Genomic DNA, 15786 nt, shown 5'->3' with positions numbered 1-15786 from the left:
CTGCCGCGGCGCGTTTGCTCTGAGGGTGACGATCGAGCGCAGCAATCCCCCGGCCCTGCACGCGACTCCCGGCTACCACCACGTGACGAAGATCCGCGCCGACGAGCTGATCATGTTCGCCGGGCAGTGCCCGCTCCAGCCGTCGGGTGAGCTGGCCAAGGGTGGGCTGAGCGGGCAGACCGAGCAGGTGATCCAGAACATCCTGCTCGCGCTCGAGGCAGCCGGCGCACGGCCGGAGGATGTCGTGCGGACGGTCATCTACGTGGCCAGCCCGGATCGCGCGCAGCTCAGCGCGGTCTGGACCCAGCTCAACGAGTCGCCGCTCGCGCCGGCCTTCACCAGCGCGAGCACGCTCCTCGGCGTCGCCCAACTCGGCTTCCCCGGCCAACTGGTGGAGATCGATGTGACGGCTGCTCTGTGAGAGCGCCTGCCGAGGTCGTCCCGTACGACGAACGCTGGCCGGACTGGTTCGACCAGATCCGGGTCGTGCTCGAGGGGCTGCTCGACGGGCTGTCGTACGAGATCGAGCACGTGGGAAGTACCGCAGTACCCGGTCTTGCCGCCAAGCCCATCATCGATATCGATGTGGTCGTGCCGAGTCCCGATGAGGTTCCGGCGGCCGTGGCCGCGTTGGTGTCCGGCGGCTATGAGCATCAGGGCGATCTCGGCGTCGCCGGCCGGGAGGCGTTCGGGTTGCCGGCCGAGGTGGCGCAGTACCACCATCTGTATGTCGTTGTGGACGGCAACAAGGCCCACCGCGATCATGTGATGCTACGGGATCGGCTGCGGGTGGATCCGGAGGCGCTTGCCCGGTACGCCGCACGTAAGCGGGAGCTGGCGCCGTTGTTGCTGACGGACCGTTCCGCTTACGTCGACGGCAAGAGCGCGTTGATCGGGGAACTACTCAGGTGATCGAGTGGTTGGCTTGCAGCAGACCGTGTGGATCGTAGATGCCACGGAGCCACTTGAGGCGGTCGTGGTCGGCGGGCTCGAAGGCGTACCGGAGTTCGTCGTCGGTGAGAGGGCCCATGCTGAAGTTGAGGGATCGGCCGATGATGTCTTTCGACCAGGGCGCGAGGATCGCATCGTGCAGGGCTCGCAGGTCGTCCTCTCCTGGTGACAGGACAGTCATCGAGTACTGCGCGTCGCGGTGCCCGACAGCGTTCTCAACGGCCGGCTTCTGCGACAGCGCACCACCAAGGTGCCGGATCCCAACCACACACATCACCGGCGCACTCGGCCCGGCCAGCTTAGGGATGGTGTCGAGGGTTTCAGGGTCGAGATCGCTCAGCAACGCATTGCGAGAGCTGAACGCATCGGGCCGCCCGGGCTCGTCGAAGATCCTCCCGGACTCACTGAACGGCAACTCGCCCACGGTATCGACAAGCGGCTCGCCCAGAGCATCGCGAAGGATGCTGACCAACCGTGGGGCGTCGAGACCATCCGGGATGATGCTGAGTTGGATTTGGGTGACGTACTTGCCTCGGAGTTCGGTGGGGATCTGCTTGAGGTTGGGGAGTGGGAGGACGGCTGCGGCTGAGGTGACTGTGTCAGGGACGGCTCGGGTCCAGTCGTGCCAGGTTTTGAGGACGTCGGGGGTTGTCGCGAGGTCGTAGTACAGGCTGCCGCCGTGGAGGGTGGGGACGGGGAAGAGGTCGATCTCCATCGCGGTGACGATGCCGAAGTTGCCGCCTCCGCCGCGGAGGGCCCAGAAGAGGTCGGGGTCGTCTTCGGCCTGGCGTAGCTCGCCGTCGGGGGTGACGACCTCGATCCGGCGTACGTGGTCGGCGGCGAAGCCGTAGCGTCGCGCCATCAGGCCGAGGCCGCCGCCGAGGGTGTACGGGACGGCGGTGACGCCGGGGAAGCTGCCCGACAACGGCGCGAGACCGTGCGGCGCGGTCGCGTCGATCACCTGCTGCCAGGTCGCGCCGGCTTGGACCCAGGCAGTCCGGTTCCGCGCATCGACGGTCACCTGGTTGAGACGAGTGGTCGTGATCAGGAGGCCGCCGTCGAGCGGAGCGCCGTGTCCGTGGCCGCTGGCTTTGACGGCAATCTTGAGGCCGTGCTCGCCGGCGTACCGGACCGCGCGCTGCACGTCCTCGGGAGTGGTGGCGCCGACGATGTGGGCGGGCCGATGGGGTTCGCGCCGCTGGAAGCCGAGCCGCTCCTCGTCGTACCCGGGAGTGCCGACGGTCCAATGCTTTCCGGTGAGCTGATTCATGCCACCGACGCTAGAAGCCCTTCCGGACTCACATTGTCCGCAAGGTGTGCCAATCTGAGATCCATGAGCACGCGGAAGGACCTGCCCGGGCGACTTCTGCGGCTGCTCGCGCTACTGCAGAGCCGCCGCGAGTGGTCCGGAAGCGAGCTCGCCGAGCGCCTGGGCGTCACCGACCGGACCGTACGCCGGGACGTCGAGCGCCTCCGATCCCTCGACTACCCGGTGACTGGCACGACCGGTACTGCGGGTGGCTACCGGCTCGCATCGGGCAAGAACGTGCCGCCGCTGGTGCTCGACGACGACGAAGCCGTCGCGGTGGCGATCGGATTGGCCGGGGCTGCGGCGTCCGGCGTCAGCGGGATCGCGGACAGCTCGATGAGCGCACTCGCCAAGCTCGAGCGAGTCCTGCCGGCTCGACTGAGGCCGTCGGTGGCTGCCGTCGGTGCCGCGGAGGTGGTCGGGCGGGAAGGTGCTCCACGGGTGGATCCCGGGCTGCTCGCAGTACTGGCTGCTTGTTGCCGTGATCTGGAGATCGTTGCCTTCAGCTACAAAAATCGGCGCGGGGACGACAGCCGGCGACGGGTGGAGCCGACGCAACTGGTGTCGGTGGTCGGCCAGTGGTATCTGCTCGCCTTCGATCCGGAGCGCGACGACTGGCGGACGTTCCGGGTGGACCGGATCGGCGAGCTGGCGCCGACCCGGCATCACTTCACTCCGCGCGAACTGCCGGCGGCTGACGCGGCGACGTATCTCGCCGAATCGTTCGCGGGCGCCTCGTACCGGCACAGTGTCCGGATGGTCGTGCAGTTGCCGGCCGACGAGGTCCGCCGGAGTTTCTTCCACGGGTCGCCGGGGACGATCTCGCCGCTCGGGCCGGACAGTTGCGAGTACCGATTGAGCGCGGACTCCCCCGGGATCCTGGTCCAGTACGTCGCGGCGATCGTTGCCTCCGGCGCCGACTACACGTTGGAGGCGTCGCCGGAGACCGCCGCGTTGTTGCGGACGGTCGGGTCGCGCTTGGTCAGGCCGTGATCAGGCCCAGGCCCAGCGTCACGACACCGGCCGCGAGCGAGAGGGCGCCCACCCAGAGCACCCAGATGAACTGGTTCGGCTTGGTCAGGCCCTTGCCTGCCGACGAGGCGAAGAAGCCACCCGACATCAGGATCGCCGCGACCGGGATGCCGAGCCGGCCGAGCCAGAGCGGGAAGCCGGTCAGGCCGGTCTGATCGACGTACAGGAGTCCGACCAGGCTCAGGATGACCAGGACACCGGCGTGACCGTGGCCGGCCCGGGCGAACGACTTCTGGAAGTCCGTCATCGGGACGTCGCCACGGACGATCTTGGTCATGAACCAGCCGCCGATCTGGATCGTGACGATGGTGAGCAGGATCGCTCCGGCGATGATCCGGGACGCGTCGCTCAACTGCATGGGCCTTCTCCTTGCATGGATAGTGACGGTATCCGTTTATGGATACTGTTACTATCTATCACGGTCGAGGGAAAGGCAAGGGATTTATGCGGATCGCAGAGCTGAGCCGAATCTCCGGGGTGCCGGTGCCCACGATCAAGTACTACCTTCGCGAGAACCTGCTCCCCCCGGGCGAGCTCACCAGCCCGAACCAGGCCTCGTACGACGAGACGCACCTCCACCGCCTACGCCTGATCCGCGCCCTGGTCGACCTGGCCCAGGTCCCGGTCGCCGGTGTCAAGGACGTCCTCGAAGGCCTCGACTCGCCCACCATGCCCCTCCACGACAAAATCGGCCGAGCCCATCGAGCCATCACCCCCCAACGCCAACTCCCCTCCACCTCAGAGGCCCACGACGCCGCGACTACTCAGGTACAGGAACTTTTGGCGTCGCGCGGCTGGTCGGTAGAGCCCGACGCCCCAGCCCTCAACACCCTGATCGAAACGATCGCCGCCCTGCGCACCCTTCACCAGGACCACCTCGTCGATTTCCTCGACTCCTACGCCGCCGCCGTCGAGTCCTTCACCGAGATCGAGGTTGCCGCCGTCACCACCCGCGCCTCCTCCGACGAAATCGCCGAAAGCGTCATCGTCGGCACCATCCTCGGCGAAACCCTCATCTCCAGCCTCCGCCTACTGGCCCAGGAATCCATCTCCGCCAAACGCTGGACCAAACGGGCCGGCAACTAGCGGTCGGCCTGTCAGAGGTGCTGGACGATCTGGATGGGGTTGCCGTCGGGGTCGGCCGTCCAGGCGATCAGCAACCGATCGAGCCACTTGTGTGGGGATGCCAGAGCGGGCGCACCGCTCGCGGTCAGTTCGGCGAACGCCGCAGTCGTGTCGTCAGTCCAGAGGATGACAGCGGCTCGCTGGCCTTCAGGCACTGGATCAAGGCCGTGATCGTCGCGCGTGGATGCGACAGAAGCGATGCCGAGCTTGTAACCGTCCAAGGCCAGATCGAGATGGATCGGCTCACCCTCGGTGGGCACCCTGAAGGTCTCGGTGAATCCCAGACGCGCATAGAACGCGGCGGCGCGTGGGAGATCCTGGCTGAACAGGATCACTTGCGGACTGTGGAACAACACGCCACCCCCTGACCGACTAGCCGTCGTGGGCCATGTCTACGAAGCGGGAGTAGTGGCCCTGGAAGGCTACGACTATGTCGGCGGTGGGGCCGTTGCGGTGTTTGGCGACGATGAAGTCGGCTTCGCCGGGGCGGGTGGATTCGCGTTCGTAGGCGTCTTCTCGGTGGAGCAGGATGACGACGTCAGCGTCCTGTTCGAGGGAGCCGGACTCGCGGAGGTCGGAGGCCATCGGGCGTTTGTCGGAGCGTTGCTCGGAGCCTCGGTTGAGCTGGCAGATGGCGATCACCGGGAGCTCTAGTTCCTTGGCGAGCAGCTTGATCGAGCGGGAGAACTCGGAGACCTCGAGCTGGCGGGACTCGACCTTCTTGCCGGACGTCATCAGCTGGAGGTAGTCGATGACGATCAGCTTCAGGTCGTGCCGCTGCTTGAGGCGGCGGGCCTTGGCGCGGATCTCCATCATCGTCAGGTTGGGCGAGTCGTCGATGAACAGCGGGGCCTCGGAGACCTCGCCCATCTTGCGGGCCAGCCGGGCCCAGTCCTCGTCGGTCATCTTGCCGTTGCGCATGTGGTGCAGCGGCACCTTCGCCTCGGCCGACAGCAACCGCATGGTGATCTCGTTTCGGCTCATCTCGAGCGAGAACACACACGACGTCAACCCGTGCTTGATCGACGCGGACCGCGCAAAATCCAGCCCCAGCGTCGATTTGCCCATCGCCGGCCTGGCCGCGACGATGATCATCTGGCCGGGGTGGAGGCCGTTGGTCAGTTCGTCGAGGTCGGTGAAGCCGGTGGGGACGCCGACCATGGCGTCGCCGCGGGAGTCGATCGCCTCGATCTCGTCGAGGGCGCCTTCCATGATGTCTTTGAGGGGGGCGTAGTCCTCGGTGGTGCGCTTCTCGGTGACGGAGTAGATCTCCGCCTGGGCCTGGTCGACGACGTCGTCGACCTCGCCTTCGCCGGCGTAGCCGATCTGGACGATCTTGGTGCCGGCCTCGACCAGGCGGCGCAGGATCGCCTTCTCCCGGACGATGTGCGCGTAGTAGCCGGCGTTGGCGGCCAGCGGGACCGACGCGACCAGGGTGTGCACGTACGGCGCGCCGCCGATCCGGCCCATCTCGCCGCGCTTGGCCAGCTCGGCGGCGACGGTGATCGCGTCGGCGGGCTCACCCCGGGCATACAGGTCGGTGACCGCGTCGAAGACGATCTCGTGCGCCGGCCGGTAGAAGTCCGTGCCGCGCAGGGTCTCGATCACGTCGGCGATCGCGTCCTTGCTGAGCATCATCGCGCCGAGCACGCACTGCTCGGCGGCCAGATCCTGAGGTGGGGTGCGGTCGAAGCCCATCTCAGGGTTGCGTTCTTCGTTCCCGCCGCCCGGCCCCCCGCGGAACTCCGCAACGCTCACTCGTCCAGCCTCCTCGTTCTGCCCTGTTTCGAACACCTGATCGAACCCTAGCGAACATCGCCGACACTTTCGCGGGCAGTCACGCGACCGTACGCCCCTCACGCCGACCCCTGGTAGCCAGCCGTCCACAGGGGGTGTGGACAAGCCGTGCATAACCCCACGATGAGCTGTGCACAGGTTGGGCATATCCCTGTGGATATCTGGGGACAAAGATCCACAGCCCGGGCCTGACCTGCGGTTTTGTCCGCCCACAACTGTGGAGAAGAAAAAGATTCGATACCCACAGGTCCAGTGCGCGGCGCACCGGCGCGGCCAGGCACAATGAGCCCCATGCCCCTTACCAGCTGGTCGCAGGATCGGGAGATTCTCCGGCTGGCGGTACCGGCCTTCTTCGCGCTGGTGTCGGAGCCGCTGATGCTGCTCGCCGACTCGGCGATCGTCGGCCATCTCGGTACGCCGCAGCTCGCGGCCCTCGGCGTCGCGGGCACCATTCTGCAGACGCTCGTCGGCATCTGCGTCTTCCTCGCCTATGGCACCACGTCTGCGGTCGCCCGGCGGATCGGGGCGGGTGACCACCGAGGCGCGCTGACGCAGGGCATCGACGGACTCTGGCTGGCCCTGCTGCTGGGCGTAGTACTTGCCATCGTCGGCGTACTACTCGCCCCACTGGCCATCAGCGGCTTCGACCCGTCGCCGGACGTCGCGGACTACGCAGTGACCTATCTGCGGATCAGCTGCCTCGGCATCCCGTCCATGTTGCTGCTGCTGGCGGCTACCGGCGTACTGCGGGGTCTGCAGGACACTAAGACACCCATGATCGTGGCGATCTCCGCCAACCTCGCCAACATCGGCCTGAACCTCTTCCTGGTCTACGGACTCGACCTGAACATCGCCGGCTCAGCACTGGGCACAGCGATCGCCCAGACCGCAGCAGGAGTCGCACTGGTCTGGGTGGTAGTCCGTGGAGCCCGCCGCGACGGCGCCAAGCTACGTCCCGACCGCCCTGGCATCCTCGCCTCGGCGCAGGCCGGAATCCCTTTGGTGGTTCGCACTCTGACGTTGCGCGTGGCAATCGTCCTGACAACGTTCGTCGCCACTTCCCTCGGTACTACGTCAGTCGCCGCCCACCAGGTCGCCTTCACCCTCTGGTCCTTCCTGGCGCTGGCACTCGACGCCATCGCGATCGCCGCGCAGGCGTTGACCGGCCGGGCTCTCGGAGCGGGCGACGTCGCCGGGACGCGGGCGATCACGCGGCGGATGATGTGGTGGGGGCTGGTCTCGGGCTTCGTCGGCGGACTCGCGTTGTGGGCGCTGCGGGACCTGTACGTCCCGTGGTTCACGTCCGATCCCGAAGTACGGCACACGCTGGCCGCGATCCTGCTGGTGGCGGCGCTGTGGCAGCCGGTCAACGGGGTCGTCTTCGTGCTGGACGGCGTACTGATCGGCGCCGGCGACGGGCCTTATCTGGCGATCGCCGGGGTGATCGCGCTCGTACTGTTCGTGCCGCTGGCGCTCAGCGTGCTGTGGTTCGACGGGGGCGTGGTGGCTCTGTGGTGGGCCTTCGGCGGCTTCATGCTGCTCAGGCTGCTGACCCTGCTGACCCGCGAGCGCCGGGACAGCTGGCTGGTGACCGGGGCGACACGCTAGGCGGCTGACCTGGTTTTGCGGCATCGTGGGCTGCGGACGGAAGGAGCGGCATGGCCGACACGGACGACGACGACCTGGAGCAGGTCCACGAGGACGCGGAGCTCGATGCCCGCGAGGAGCGTGAACTGCGCGAGGCCCGGCTGCGGCGCGACGTTGCCGCCGAGCACGACGCCGAGGTCACCGACGCGATGCGCCGCGCCGATGTCGCCGAGGGGAATCACCGTCGCCTCCGCGCGCAGGCTGCCGACGAGCGGCTGCTGGGCCGGTCCGACTCAGCCCACGCCGCGCGCCTGCGTGCAGATGCTGCTACTCGGGACGACGCCACCGACCTGCGGGCTGCCGACCGGGCCCAGGCCAGGTCGGACTCTCGCTACCGCGCGGCCGTCGATGACGATCGCCGGGCCGACTGGAACTATGCCGAGGGCCGTGCCGAGCGGAGCCGGTCCGAGCAGGCTCCTGCTGCGGAGGCTGTCCGCAATGCTCCGGTGGAGCCGCCGGTGGCCCGCAAGAACGTCAAGCCGGTCCGGCGCCGGATGAAGGACAAGGAGCAGGACCCGAAGGCCCTCCGCCACTTCGGCCTCGGCGACTGACCTAGCTGGGTGTGGCCGCCGCGGTCAGGTGGCCGGCGCGGATGATCACGAGGTTGGCGGCGACCACCAGGACGAAGACGGTCGCCAGGATGTGGTGGTCGCGCGTCCACAGCGCGAGGCCTGCCAGCCCGAAGAAGGCAACCTTCACGACGGTCGTGATGACCGGGTTGCCGTAGCTCGCAGTAGGGGCGGCGAACAGACCCCAGATGACGGCGGCGGCCACCGGCAGCCCGATGGCGAGCACGAGGCGGAGCGCAGTACTGCTGCTCGCGTTCCAGCCCCACCAGGCGAACACCGCAAGGCCGGCCAGCTCCACCACGAAGGCCAGGCCCAGGTTGCTCCAGCGCCAGATCTCGTACATCGTCCCCAACCCCTCACATAACGAGAGCAGCGCTCTCTCTTGCTGCCAGTGTGGGTGCTGCCGACAGCAAAAGCAAGAGCACTGCTCTCGAAATGTTCTACCGCTCTCCGAGACCGGTCAGATGCCGCGCAGATTCGGTTGGCGCTGGTCGAAGAAGAGGCCGGCGGGCGGCTCCTCCACGGGAAGCGGTGGGATCGGGTAGTCGCTGTGCACCCCGCGGCAGGCCGCGAACGGGCCGTCCGGGTCGAGCAGCGCCTGCATGTGCGGGTCTGCGTGGTCGCGCCACCAGACCGACATACCGGTCGCCGGGTCGAGCCGCAGGTGCTCCCAGGCCCGCCAGATCGAGTCCAGCCGGCTCAGAGCCTCGGCATGCCGGAACCACTCCGGGCACCACATGTACTGCTGGCCGATGCGCCGGCAGTACAGGTAGACCAGGCGGTCCTCGACGAAGGCCGCGACGTGCGGGTAGAAGAGTTCCTGCTCACCATCCACGGCGCTGCTCCTCCGTCTGCTCCCAGATCGGCACCGGCGGGCCCGACGGCGCGGCCGGGGCCTGAGGCGCCCCACCCGTGCCGGCTGCCACCCATGCGTTCGCCCCACCCTGCACTGCCATCCCCGCAGCAGCACTCGGGTCGTGGTGGGCCAGTGAGGCCTTCACGGCGCCCGCGTCGGGGCGTGCCATCCACGGTACGGTCTTGATCATCGTCGCCGGGATACCGGACGGGAAGATGACAGCGCGGCCGGGCGGCATCGAGGCAAGGTCGGAGACCTCCATGATGTGGTGCCGCTGGGTCTGCTTGCTCGTCCCGCGCTCACCCTTGTTGTACGAGACCGAGCTGGACAGGATGTCGTAGTCGCCGATCAGCTTGCTCAGCCGCTCGAGGAAGTTCGCGTCGGACGCGCCACCGCCGTACACCCGGATGTTCGCCGCGGACCAGAGCTTCTCCATCCCGCGCTCGCCCCAGCACTCCATCCCCTGCGCCCAGGACTGCAGGATCGTCATCAGCACGATGCCGCGGGAGCCGAAGTGGCTGTAGAGGTCCGGCAGGTTCTTCCAGCGGCAGACGTTCGCCGCCTCGTCCAGTACGCCGACCAGCGGGTTGGGCAGCCGCCCCATCGGACACGTCTTGGCGTAGTCCTCGGCGGCCTCGACGACGGCCACCGTCAACGCGGTCACCAGCGGGCCCGCAGTACCGGCGCCTTCCTTGGACAGGCTGTACAGCGTGCCGCCCTCGCGGACGAACTTGTGCGGGTTGAACTGCGGCCGGTTGTCGTTCGGCCCGGCCGGGGTCACCCAGCGCGTGACCTTGCGGTTGACCAGGAACTGGGCGCTCTGCTGGGCGGTGCCGTAGACACCGGCGCGCTGCTTGTCGGGTGCGTTGATGACGCCGGACAGTGCGTCCGCGGAGAGCTGCAGACCTGGGGTGGAGCGCAGGATGCGCTCGGGCTCGTCGTTGCGCTGGTCGGCCAGCCAGCTGTAGACCTGCGTGATCGGGCGCTTCGCGACGGCCGCGGCGAGCAGCAGACCGGCCAGCAGGTCCGTACCGGCTGAGTCGAAGAAGGCGTCCGTCTGGGCGCCTTCCTTGCGCTGCGAGGCGACGAAGTGCTCCGCCAGCTCCCGCGCCTTCGTCTCGTCGGTGATGTAGCTGAGCGGGTTCCACCACCAGCTGTTCGGCTCGCTGCAGACCTCCTGCGGGTCGAACACCCAGACCGGGCCCTTCTTCGACCGGGGGTCACGGGTGGCGTCGACGATGTCGCGCTTGTTCGAGGTGGCCACCACTGCGCCCGGAGCGTCCAGGATCGCCGGTACGGCGCGAGACGTCGTCTTACCGGTACGGGGACCCCAGATGTCGACGTGCATGTCCTCCCAGGACCCGAAGACCTCCAGGTTGTCCCGGACGGTACGGCCGATCATCACGCCCGGCCCCGCGTGCCCGGCGCCCAGCCGGTTGGCGATCTCCTGCGCGCCCTGGCGGGTGAGCTTGTAGATCTCCTTGCGCTTCGACATCAGCTGCGCGGACTTGTCCACCCGGGAGCCGGAGTCGCGCCTCCTGGTGACCAGGTACCAGGCGCCGACGGTCAGCAGGCCGAGCACGACGATCTCGATGATCAGTACGCCGGTGGCCGCGCCGGACCAGCGGACCCGGCCGTTGAGCAGGTCGGAGATGTTGCTCATCGGGTCGCTGACCGGCCGGGTGTGGTTGATCGCGGCGGCGATCTTGGTCGCCACCCAGGTCCCACCGACGACGAGCGCGAACAACCCGATCCCGATGAAGACCAGGACCGACTCCGCGGACAGCCCACCGGGGCCGGTACTTCTCTTGCCTTCAGCCATTACTCATCAACTCCCGTGCGCGCGACTACGCGGGTGGTCGGGTCCGGGGGCGGCAGTGCCGTCATCGCCGGGTCGTCGAAGGTGTACTCCTCGACGACCTCTTCGGTGCCGTCGTCGAGGAGCTCGACCTTCAGTGGCCGGCCGTCGGCGCCGGTCTTCCACAGCTTGTTCGTGTCGTTGATCTCGCGCTCGACCGAGGTCAGCCCGACATGCACCGGGATGCCCGGCCGTCCACCGACCTTGACCAGGAAGTTGCCTCGCCCGGGTGGTGCCGCTTCCTCACCGGTCGCCGGGTCCCACGCGGGCGGGTCCTGCCAGCCGATGAGCATGTTCTGCTCCTCGCCGGACAGCGGTACGACGGCGGTCAGGTTCTCCATCTCGGCGCGCGGCAGACCGCCGCAGATCACCATCCCGGAACGCTCGACGAAACCCTTCGCCTTCATCCGATCCTCGGAGTGCTCCAGCGCGAGCAGGTCGGACATCGTGTGCGAGATCATCGCCATCCCGACACCGCGCTGCCGGTTCAGCCGGGTCAGCGCGTCGACCCGGTCGACCAGGCCGCGGCCGGCCCGGAGTACTCGCCAGAGCTCGTCGAGGATGACGAAGTAGTGCCGCCGGGGCTCGAGACCGGCGTCCGCGAGGGCCTGCGAGACGGCGACCGCGCCGAACCCGTACGACCAGCAGGCCAGCAGTACGGCGGCCTGCAGGCTGGTCTCGGAGTCGTCGATGTTCGAGACGTCGAAGACCACCGGACGGTCCATCTTCATCGGCTGGTCGGTCTGTTCGGAGAAGATCTCGCCGAGCCGGCCGCCGCCGACCAGACCGATCAGCGACGCCTCGAGGCCTTCGGTGATCTGCCGGTAGCGGTCCATGCTGCCTCGGTCGAGCGCGACGTCGCGGACCCGGTCGGGCGCCTCCTGGACGACCTGCAGCAGGTCACGGAGTACGGGGGTGCCCTCGTGGCGCTCGTCGAGCACCTTGAGCGCCTCGTCGAGGATGGTCTCCTCGCGGTCGGTCGGCGGCGCGGACCGCATGATCGAGATCAGCGCCGACACCATCGTCGACCGCCGGCCGTGCGCGTCGGCCTGGATCGCCTGCCGCGCGCTGCCGGTGAGCCGCAGCGCGGCCTGCCGGGACTCGCCCGGGTCGAGCACGTTCAGGTGCCCACGGCCACGACCGAGCTCGATCACCTGGCCGCCGAGGGCCACGACGAGGTCCTTGTAGTCGGGCTTCAGGTCGCCCAGGACCAACGGCATGACCCCGTACCCGGCCAGGCCGAGCGCCATCCGCCGGGTGATCGTCGACTTGCCCAGACCGGGCTTGCCGAGCACGAACATCGACGGGTTGGAGATCAGCTTGGCGCGCATGAACCAGCTGATCGGGTCGCAGCACATGGTGGCGCCGGACAGGATGTTGCGGCCGATCGGCACCCCGACCATCGGGCTGCCGGTCCCGGCCGAGAACGGCCACATGCCGCAGACCTGGACCGTCGTACCGCGCCACTCCTGCGGTGCTTGCAGGTAGGTCGAGTAGCCGCGGGCCGGGCCGGGCCAGCCGCGAGGCATCGGCCGGCGGCCACCCCGGCTCGGGTCGACCGGCTTCTTCTCCTTCTTGCTCACACTGACTCCCGCTGGGTCATAGCGATTCCCGGAGGCCGGCCGGAACCGACAGGTGGCTCTGCAGCACGACGCCGAGCGGCAGCGCCGCCACGAAGGCGGAGTCCTGCGACCCGTACGCCGGGCGCAGCAGTACGCGGGCGGTCGCGCCGAGGTTGTCGATCGCGGCGACCATGTCGGGGATCTGCTCAGCCGTCATCACCGTGCCGGTGACGACCAGGCCGAAGTTGACCAGGCCGGCGCCGCGGGCCTCTTCCATCGCGGTCCGGTCGGCTGCCCTGGCCTCGGTCATCGACCGGGCCGACGGGCGGGACGACGTGGTCGCCCGGAAGGACGCGTTGCGCTTGTCAGCCTCGACCATCCGGGCCGCAGTGGCGGCGTCGAGCGGGCGGTAGAGCAGCGTGACGCGCTTGCGGTCGATGTCCGGGTGGGGACCGACCAGCTGGGACAGTACGGACGAGAAGACCTCACCGCGCGGCGCCTGGGTCATCTGCCAGGTCACCGACCAGGCGCTGTCGTGCCGGTACTTGTCCCAGAACGACTGGGCACCGGCCGGGCCGACGTCCGTCCACTGCAGCTCGGGCGACATGCCCTGGCTACGGGCCTCGTCGATCAGTCCGGCGGCAGCAGGGTCGTACGCGATCCGGATCGTCTCGCAGAGTTCCTGCGCGTTGACCGGCCGGGCGGCGCCCGCACCGGTGGAGTTGAGGCTCTGGGTCAGCGCAGGGAGCCGGGACGCGAGCTCACGGCCCATGTCCTCTTCCTTGCGTCGCTTGCCGCTGCGGTCGGTGCCCTTGAAGGTCAGCGCGACCCGGGCCGAGACCAGCGCGGAACCCTCGGGGTAGGTCTGGACGACCTCGGTCAGCATCGCCCGGGCGATCGCCGGGGTGCCTTCCTGCATGTTGTTCATCACCTCGCGGCGCAGCCGGATCCCGGTGTCCGGGGCGCTCTCGACCGTCACCGAGGCGGCGATGATGCCCGGCTCGTGACCCAGCGACGCGAGCCACTGACCCCAGTGCGCGACCCAGACGTCGATCTGGTCCTCGTCGACCAGCGACGCACCGTCGGGCTCGGCGTTGATGATCACCGTGAAGTGCCGCGTACTCGGGTAGAACAGCAGCGCGAACGGCCGGCCGTAGGAGTCCTTGTACTCGCTCAGCTGGGAGGCCGCCGCCAGACCGGGCAGCTGGAACTTGCCCCACGGCGTCCGCCCGAGCGGACCGGAACGGTAGATGTTGTGCTTGGCCATCTTTGCTCGCTGCCATCCAATACGGGTCGAGAGCCGTTGCAGGGCGGACTGGTTGTGTTTGTCCTTCAGCATCAGCAGCAACAGGGAGCTGCCGACGATGAGCATGACCACCAGCGCAGCGCCCAGACCACCGGCGGTCAGGGCGATGATGGTCATCACCATGCCGCCCATCATGATTCCGGTGCCCAGCGTCCCCAGGCCGCCGATACCGGCCGAGGCCGGCTGGCGCCAGTTGCCGTAGGTCCGCGGGGCGGTCCGGACGTTGTCAGCCGCTGCCACTTGGTCCCTCATCCATCGCGTCGTTGTTGATCGTCTCGTTCGCGCCCGCCTGGGCCGCGTCCTTGGTCACGTCGATGCCCTTCTTGACGGCAGCCGCGGTGGCGACCACCGCGATGCCGACCGGGCCTGCCGCGGCACCGGCACCGGCGGCCGCACCACCGGCGGCAGCTCCACCGCCTGCGGCAGCACCACCCGCAGCGGCACCGCCACCACCAGCGGCCGCGCCGCCCGCAGCACCACCGCTCGCGCCACCAGCCGCTCCGCCACTCGCTCCACCACCTGCGCCACCACCGGCACCACCACCTGCACCGCCTCCGCCGCCGGCGGGCGAGGCACCCCCGCCGGAACCACCGGTACCACTGGGCTGGGGTGAGCCGCTCGGACCTGACGGAGCCTGCTGACTCGGCCTGCCGACGTTACGGGCACCGCTGGGCCCGTCGCCCTGGCTCTGGGCCGACTCGTTCACCTTGTCGCCGATCTTGTCGGCGCCGATCATCTTGGCCGCGATCATCCCGGCACCGGCCGAGCCCGCCGTCGCGGCGACCATCGGCGCGATGAAGCGCATCAGGGCCGGCAGCGCGAACAGGGCCAGTACCAGCATCGTGATGCCGACGATCATGTTCATGATCTGCAGGCCGACCGGGTCCTTCACCTCGCTGAAGTTGAAGCCGTGGCCGTTGTTGGACGCCAGCATGATGGCGGTCGCATAGACCAGGGCGGCCACCGGTTTGTACAGGACGAAGGCGAGCAGCCAGGACACGATCCGCTTGAACCAGGCCTTGCCCATCTCGGTGTTGGTCGCCGCCGCCGCGATCGGCAGCACGCCGAGCAGCAGGATCAGCATCCCGCTGCGGACCACCATCAAGACGACCTGGATCACCGAGGCGAGCAGGGTCAGGATGCCGATCGTGATCAGCAGGCCGATACCGAGCCCGCCGGTCGCCGCCGCCGAGAAGCCCATGATGCCCTTCATGGCGTCGCGGAAGCCGTCACTGGCGTGGAGCACCTGGTCGGGTTTGTCCAGCTCGATGCAGGTCCAGCCCGATGCGTCCTTGGCAGCGTCGCCGGTGGCCGTCACCGAGGTGGTCACGATGCAGTTCGCGAACTGGTCGCCGAACGAGATCAGCGCCTGGACCACCGCGATGCTGAACACCGAGGCGGCACCGAAGGTGACCAATGAGCGGATCAGGTCACGGGCCGTCTCGCCGCGTTGGGTGTACGCCATCTGGATGGCCGCCACGAACACCCCGAGGGTGGCGACGGCGATACCGATGTACTGCGTATGGGTCCAGATCCAGCCGACCGTGCCGCTCGCCGGCTGGCCGGTCGCCTCACTGCCCACCGGCGGGGTGGGGATGTAGACCCAGAAGGTGGCGATGGTGGCGAACATGCTGGCCACCGCCTCGGCCAGTGCGTCGAGAATTGGCTGGAACACGAGTTCGATCAACTTTCCGACGGCAGTTCCGAGTGCGTCCTTGACCCAGCCCAGCAGGCAGTCGTACCAACTGCCGGCGCAGAGCGCGATCCTGATCAT

16 protein-coding genes are annotated in these 15786 nt (G+C 68.4%); 6 read left to right on the top strand and 10 right to left on the bottom strand.

The annotated features are described in order from the left end of the window. Nucleotides 1-25 precede the first annotated feature (25 nt). Together ABD768_RS22240 and ABD768_RS22235 are read left to right on the top strand one after the other, a co-directional pair. Nucleotides 26-421: a RidA family protein gene (locus ABD768_RS22240; protein WP_343968197.1), complete on the top strand. Its 396-nt coding sequence runs from the start codon at nucleotides 26-28 to the stop codon at nucleotides 419-421. Beyond that, nucleotides 418-912, top strand: a complete 495-nt coding sequence (locus ABD768_RS22235; protein WP_344843520.1) for a GrpB family protein — start codon at nucleotides 418-420, stop codon at nucleotides 910-912. Before ABD768_RS22240 ends, ABD768_RS22235 begins: the two co-directional genes overlap by 4 nt. On the opposite strand, the gene ABD768_RS22230 is transcribed toward ABD768_RS22235, so the two are convergent. Further along, nucleotides 905-2221, bottom strand: coding sequence for an FAD-binding oxidoreductase (locus ABD768_RS22230; protein WP_344843519.1), 1317 nt, complete (start codon nucleotides 2219-2221; stop codon nucleotides 905-907). The two genes, ABD768_RS22235 and ABD768_RS22230, sit on opposite strands and share 8 nt — an antisense overlap. A 63-nt stretch (nucleotides 2222-2284) precedes the next feature. On the opposite strand from ABD768_RS22230, the gene ABD768_RS22225 reads away from it, so the two are divergent. Next, nucleotides 2285-3253, top strand: a complete 969-nt coding sequence (locus tag ABD768_RS22225; protein ID WP_344843516.1) for a helix-turn-helix transcriptional regulator — start codon at nucleotides 2285-2287, stop codon at nucleotides 3251-3253. On the opposite strand, the gene ABD768_RS22220 is transcribed toward ABD768_RS22225, so the two are convergent. After that, nucleotides 3243-3650, bottom strand: coding sequence for a hypothetical protein (locus ABD768_RS22220; protein WP_344843513.1), 408 nt, complete (start codon nucleotides 3648-3650; stop codon nucleotides 3243-3245). The genes ABD768_RS22225 and ABD768_RS22220 overlap by 11 nt on opposite strands. Nucleotides 3651-3736: 86 nt before the next feature. Between ABD768_RS22220 and ABD768_RS22215 the strand changes: the two genes are divergently transcribed. Beyond that, nucleotides 3737-4378, top strand: a complete 642-nt coding sequence (locus ABD768_RS22215) for a MerR family transcriptional regulator (protein WP_344843511.1) — start codon at nucleotides 3737-3739, stop codon at nucleotides 4376-4378. Between the two features lie 11 nt (nucleotides 4379-4389). On the opposite strand, the gene ABD768_RS22210 is transcribed toward ABD768_RS22215, so the two are convergent. Then, a complete protein-coding gene (locus ABD768_RS22210) occupies nucleotides 4390-4752 on the bottom strand; it encodes a VOC family protein (RefSeq protein WP_344843509.1) in 363 nt (120 codons plus the stop codon). A gap of 37 nt (nucleotides 4753-4789) precedes the next feature. Beyond that, complete coding sequence (gene dnaB, locus ABD768_RS22205; protein WP_328335095.1) at nucleotides 4790-6115, bottom strand: replicative DNA helicase; 1326 nt, start codon at nucleotides 6113-6115, stop codon at nucleotides 4790-4792. A gap of 390 nt (nucleotides 6116-6505) precedes the next feature. Between dnaB and ABD768_RS22200 the strand changes: the two genes are divergently transcribed. Further along, entirely contained in the window at nucleotides 6506-7822 is a 1317-nt protein-coding gene (locus tag ABD768_RS22200; RefSeq protein WP_344843508.1) for an MATE family efflux transporter, read from the top strand. A gap of 50 nt (nucleotides 7823-7872) precedes the next feature. Further along, a complete protein-coding gene (locus ABD768_RS22195) occupies nucleotides 7873-8412 on the top strand; it encodes a hypothetical protein (RefSeq protein WP_344843505.1) in 540 nt (179 codons plus the stop codon). Between the two features lies 1 nt (nucleotide 8413). Here the strand turns inward: ABD768_RS22195 and ABD768_RS22190 are convergent, their stop codons facing one another. The 6 genes from ABD768_RS22190 to ABD768_RS22165 all read right to left on the bottom strand — a co-directional run bounded on the left by ABD768_RS22190 (nucleotide 8414) and on the right by ABD768_RS22165 (nucleotide 15786). Next, the gene (locus ABD768_RS22190) at nucleotides 8414-8773 is read right to left on the bottom strand and encodes a YrdB family protein (RefSeq protein ID WP_343968177.1); all 360 of its coding nucleotides are present in this window, start codon (nucleotides 8771-8773) and stop codon (nucleotides 8414-8416) included. A 117-nt stretch (nucleotides 8774-8890) separates the two neighbouring features. Beyond that, entirely contained in the window at nucleotides 8891-9265 is a 375-nt protein-coding gene (locus ABD768_RS22185; protein ID WP_164601935.1) for a DUF4913 domain-containing protein, read from the bottom strand. Next, the gene (locus tag ABD768_RS22180; RefSeq protein WP_343968174.1) at nucleotides 9255-11108 is read right to left on the bottom strand and encodes a type IV secretory system conjugative DNA transfer family protein; all 1854 of its coding nucleotides are present in this window, start codon (nucleotides 11106-11108) and stop codon (nucleotides 9255-9257) included. Before ABD768_RS22180 ends, ABD768_RS22185 begins: the two co-directional genes overlap by 11 nt. Then, nucleotides 11108-12727, bottom strand: coding sequence for an ATP/GTP-binding protein (locus ABD768_RS22175; protein ID WP_343968172.1), 1620 nt, complete (start codon nucleotides 12725-12727; stop codon nucleotides 11108-11110). The genes ABD768_RS22180 and ABD768_RS22175 overlap by 1 nt, the downstream gene beginning before the upstream one ends. Before the next feature lie 16 nt (nucleotides 12728-12743). After that, complete coding sequence (locus ABD768_RS22170; protein ID WP_344843499.1) at nucleotides 12744-14264, bottom strand: SCO6880 family protein; 1521 nt, start codon at nucleotides 14262-14264, stop codon at nucleotides 12744-12746. Next, nucleotides 14239-15786: a TrbL/VirB6 family protein gene (locus ABD768_RS22165; protein WP_344843496.1), complete on the bottom strand. Its 1548-nt coding sequence runs from the start codon at nucleotides 15784-15786 to the stop codon at nucleotides 14239-14241. Before ABD768_RS22165 ends, ABD768_RS22170 begins: the two co-directional genes overlap by 26 nt.

Source organism: Kribbella ginsengisoli (genome assembly GCF_039537185.1).
Lineage (GTDB): Bacteria > Actinomycetota > Actinomycetes > Propionibacteriales > Kribbellaceae > Kribbella > Kribbella koreensis.
Note: the sequence above shows the minus strand (reverse complement) of the source record. Positions and strands in the feature narration are given on the sequence as shown.

Coding starts and splice junctions, on each gene's coding strand:
- ABD768_RS22165 (WP_344843496.1), bottom strand. CDS start 15,786: ATGATCAGGATCGCGCTCTGCGCCGGCAGTTGGTACGACTGCCTGCTG.
- ABD768_RS22215 (WP_344843511.1), top strand. CDS start 3,737: ATGCGGATCGCAGAGCTGAGCCGAATCTCCGGGGTGCCGGTGCCCACG.
- ABD768_RS22220 (WP_344843513.1), bottom strand. CDS start 3,650: ATGCAGTTGAGCGACGCGTCCCGGATCATCGCCGGAGCGATCCTGCTC.
- ABD768_RS22190 (WP_343968177.1), bottom strand. CDS start 8,773: ATGTACGAGATCTGGCGCTGGAGCAACCTGGGCCTGGCCTTCGTGGTG.
- ABD768_RS22225 (WP_344843516.1), top strand. CDS start 2,285: ATGAGCACGCGGAAGGACCTGCCCGGGCGACTTCTGCGGCTGCTCGCG.
- ABD768_RS22200 (WP_344843508.1), top strand. CDS start 6,506: ATGCCCCTTACCAGCTGGTCGCAGGATCGGGAGATTCTCCGGCTGGCG.
- ABD768_RS22170 (WP_344843499.1), bottom strand. CDS start 14,264: ATGAGGGACCAAGTGGCAGCGGCTGACAACGTCCGGACCGCCCCGCGG.
- ABD768_RS22180 (WP_343968174.1), bottom strand. CDS start 11,108: ATGGCTGAAGGCAAGAGAAGTACCGGCCCCGGTGGGCTGTCCGCGGAG.
- ABD768_RS22230 (WP_344843519.1), bottom strand. CDS start 2,221: ATGAATCAGCTCACCGGAAAGCATTGGACCGTCGGCACTCCCGGGTAC.
- ABD768_RS22195 (WP_344843505.1), top strand. CDS start 7,873: ATGGCCGACACGGACGACGACGACCTGGAGCAGGTCCACGAGGACGCG.
- dnaB (WP_328335095.1), bottom strand. CDS start 6,115: ATGGGCTTCGACCGCACCCCACCTCAGGATCTGGCCGCCGAGCAGTGC.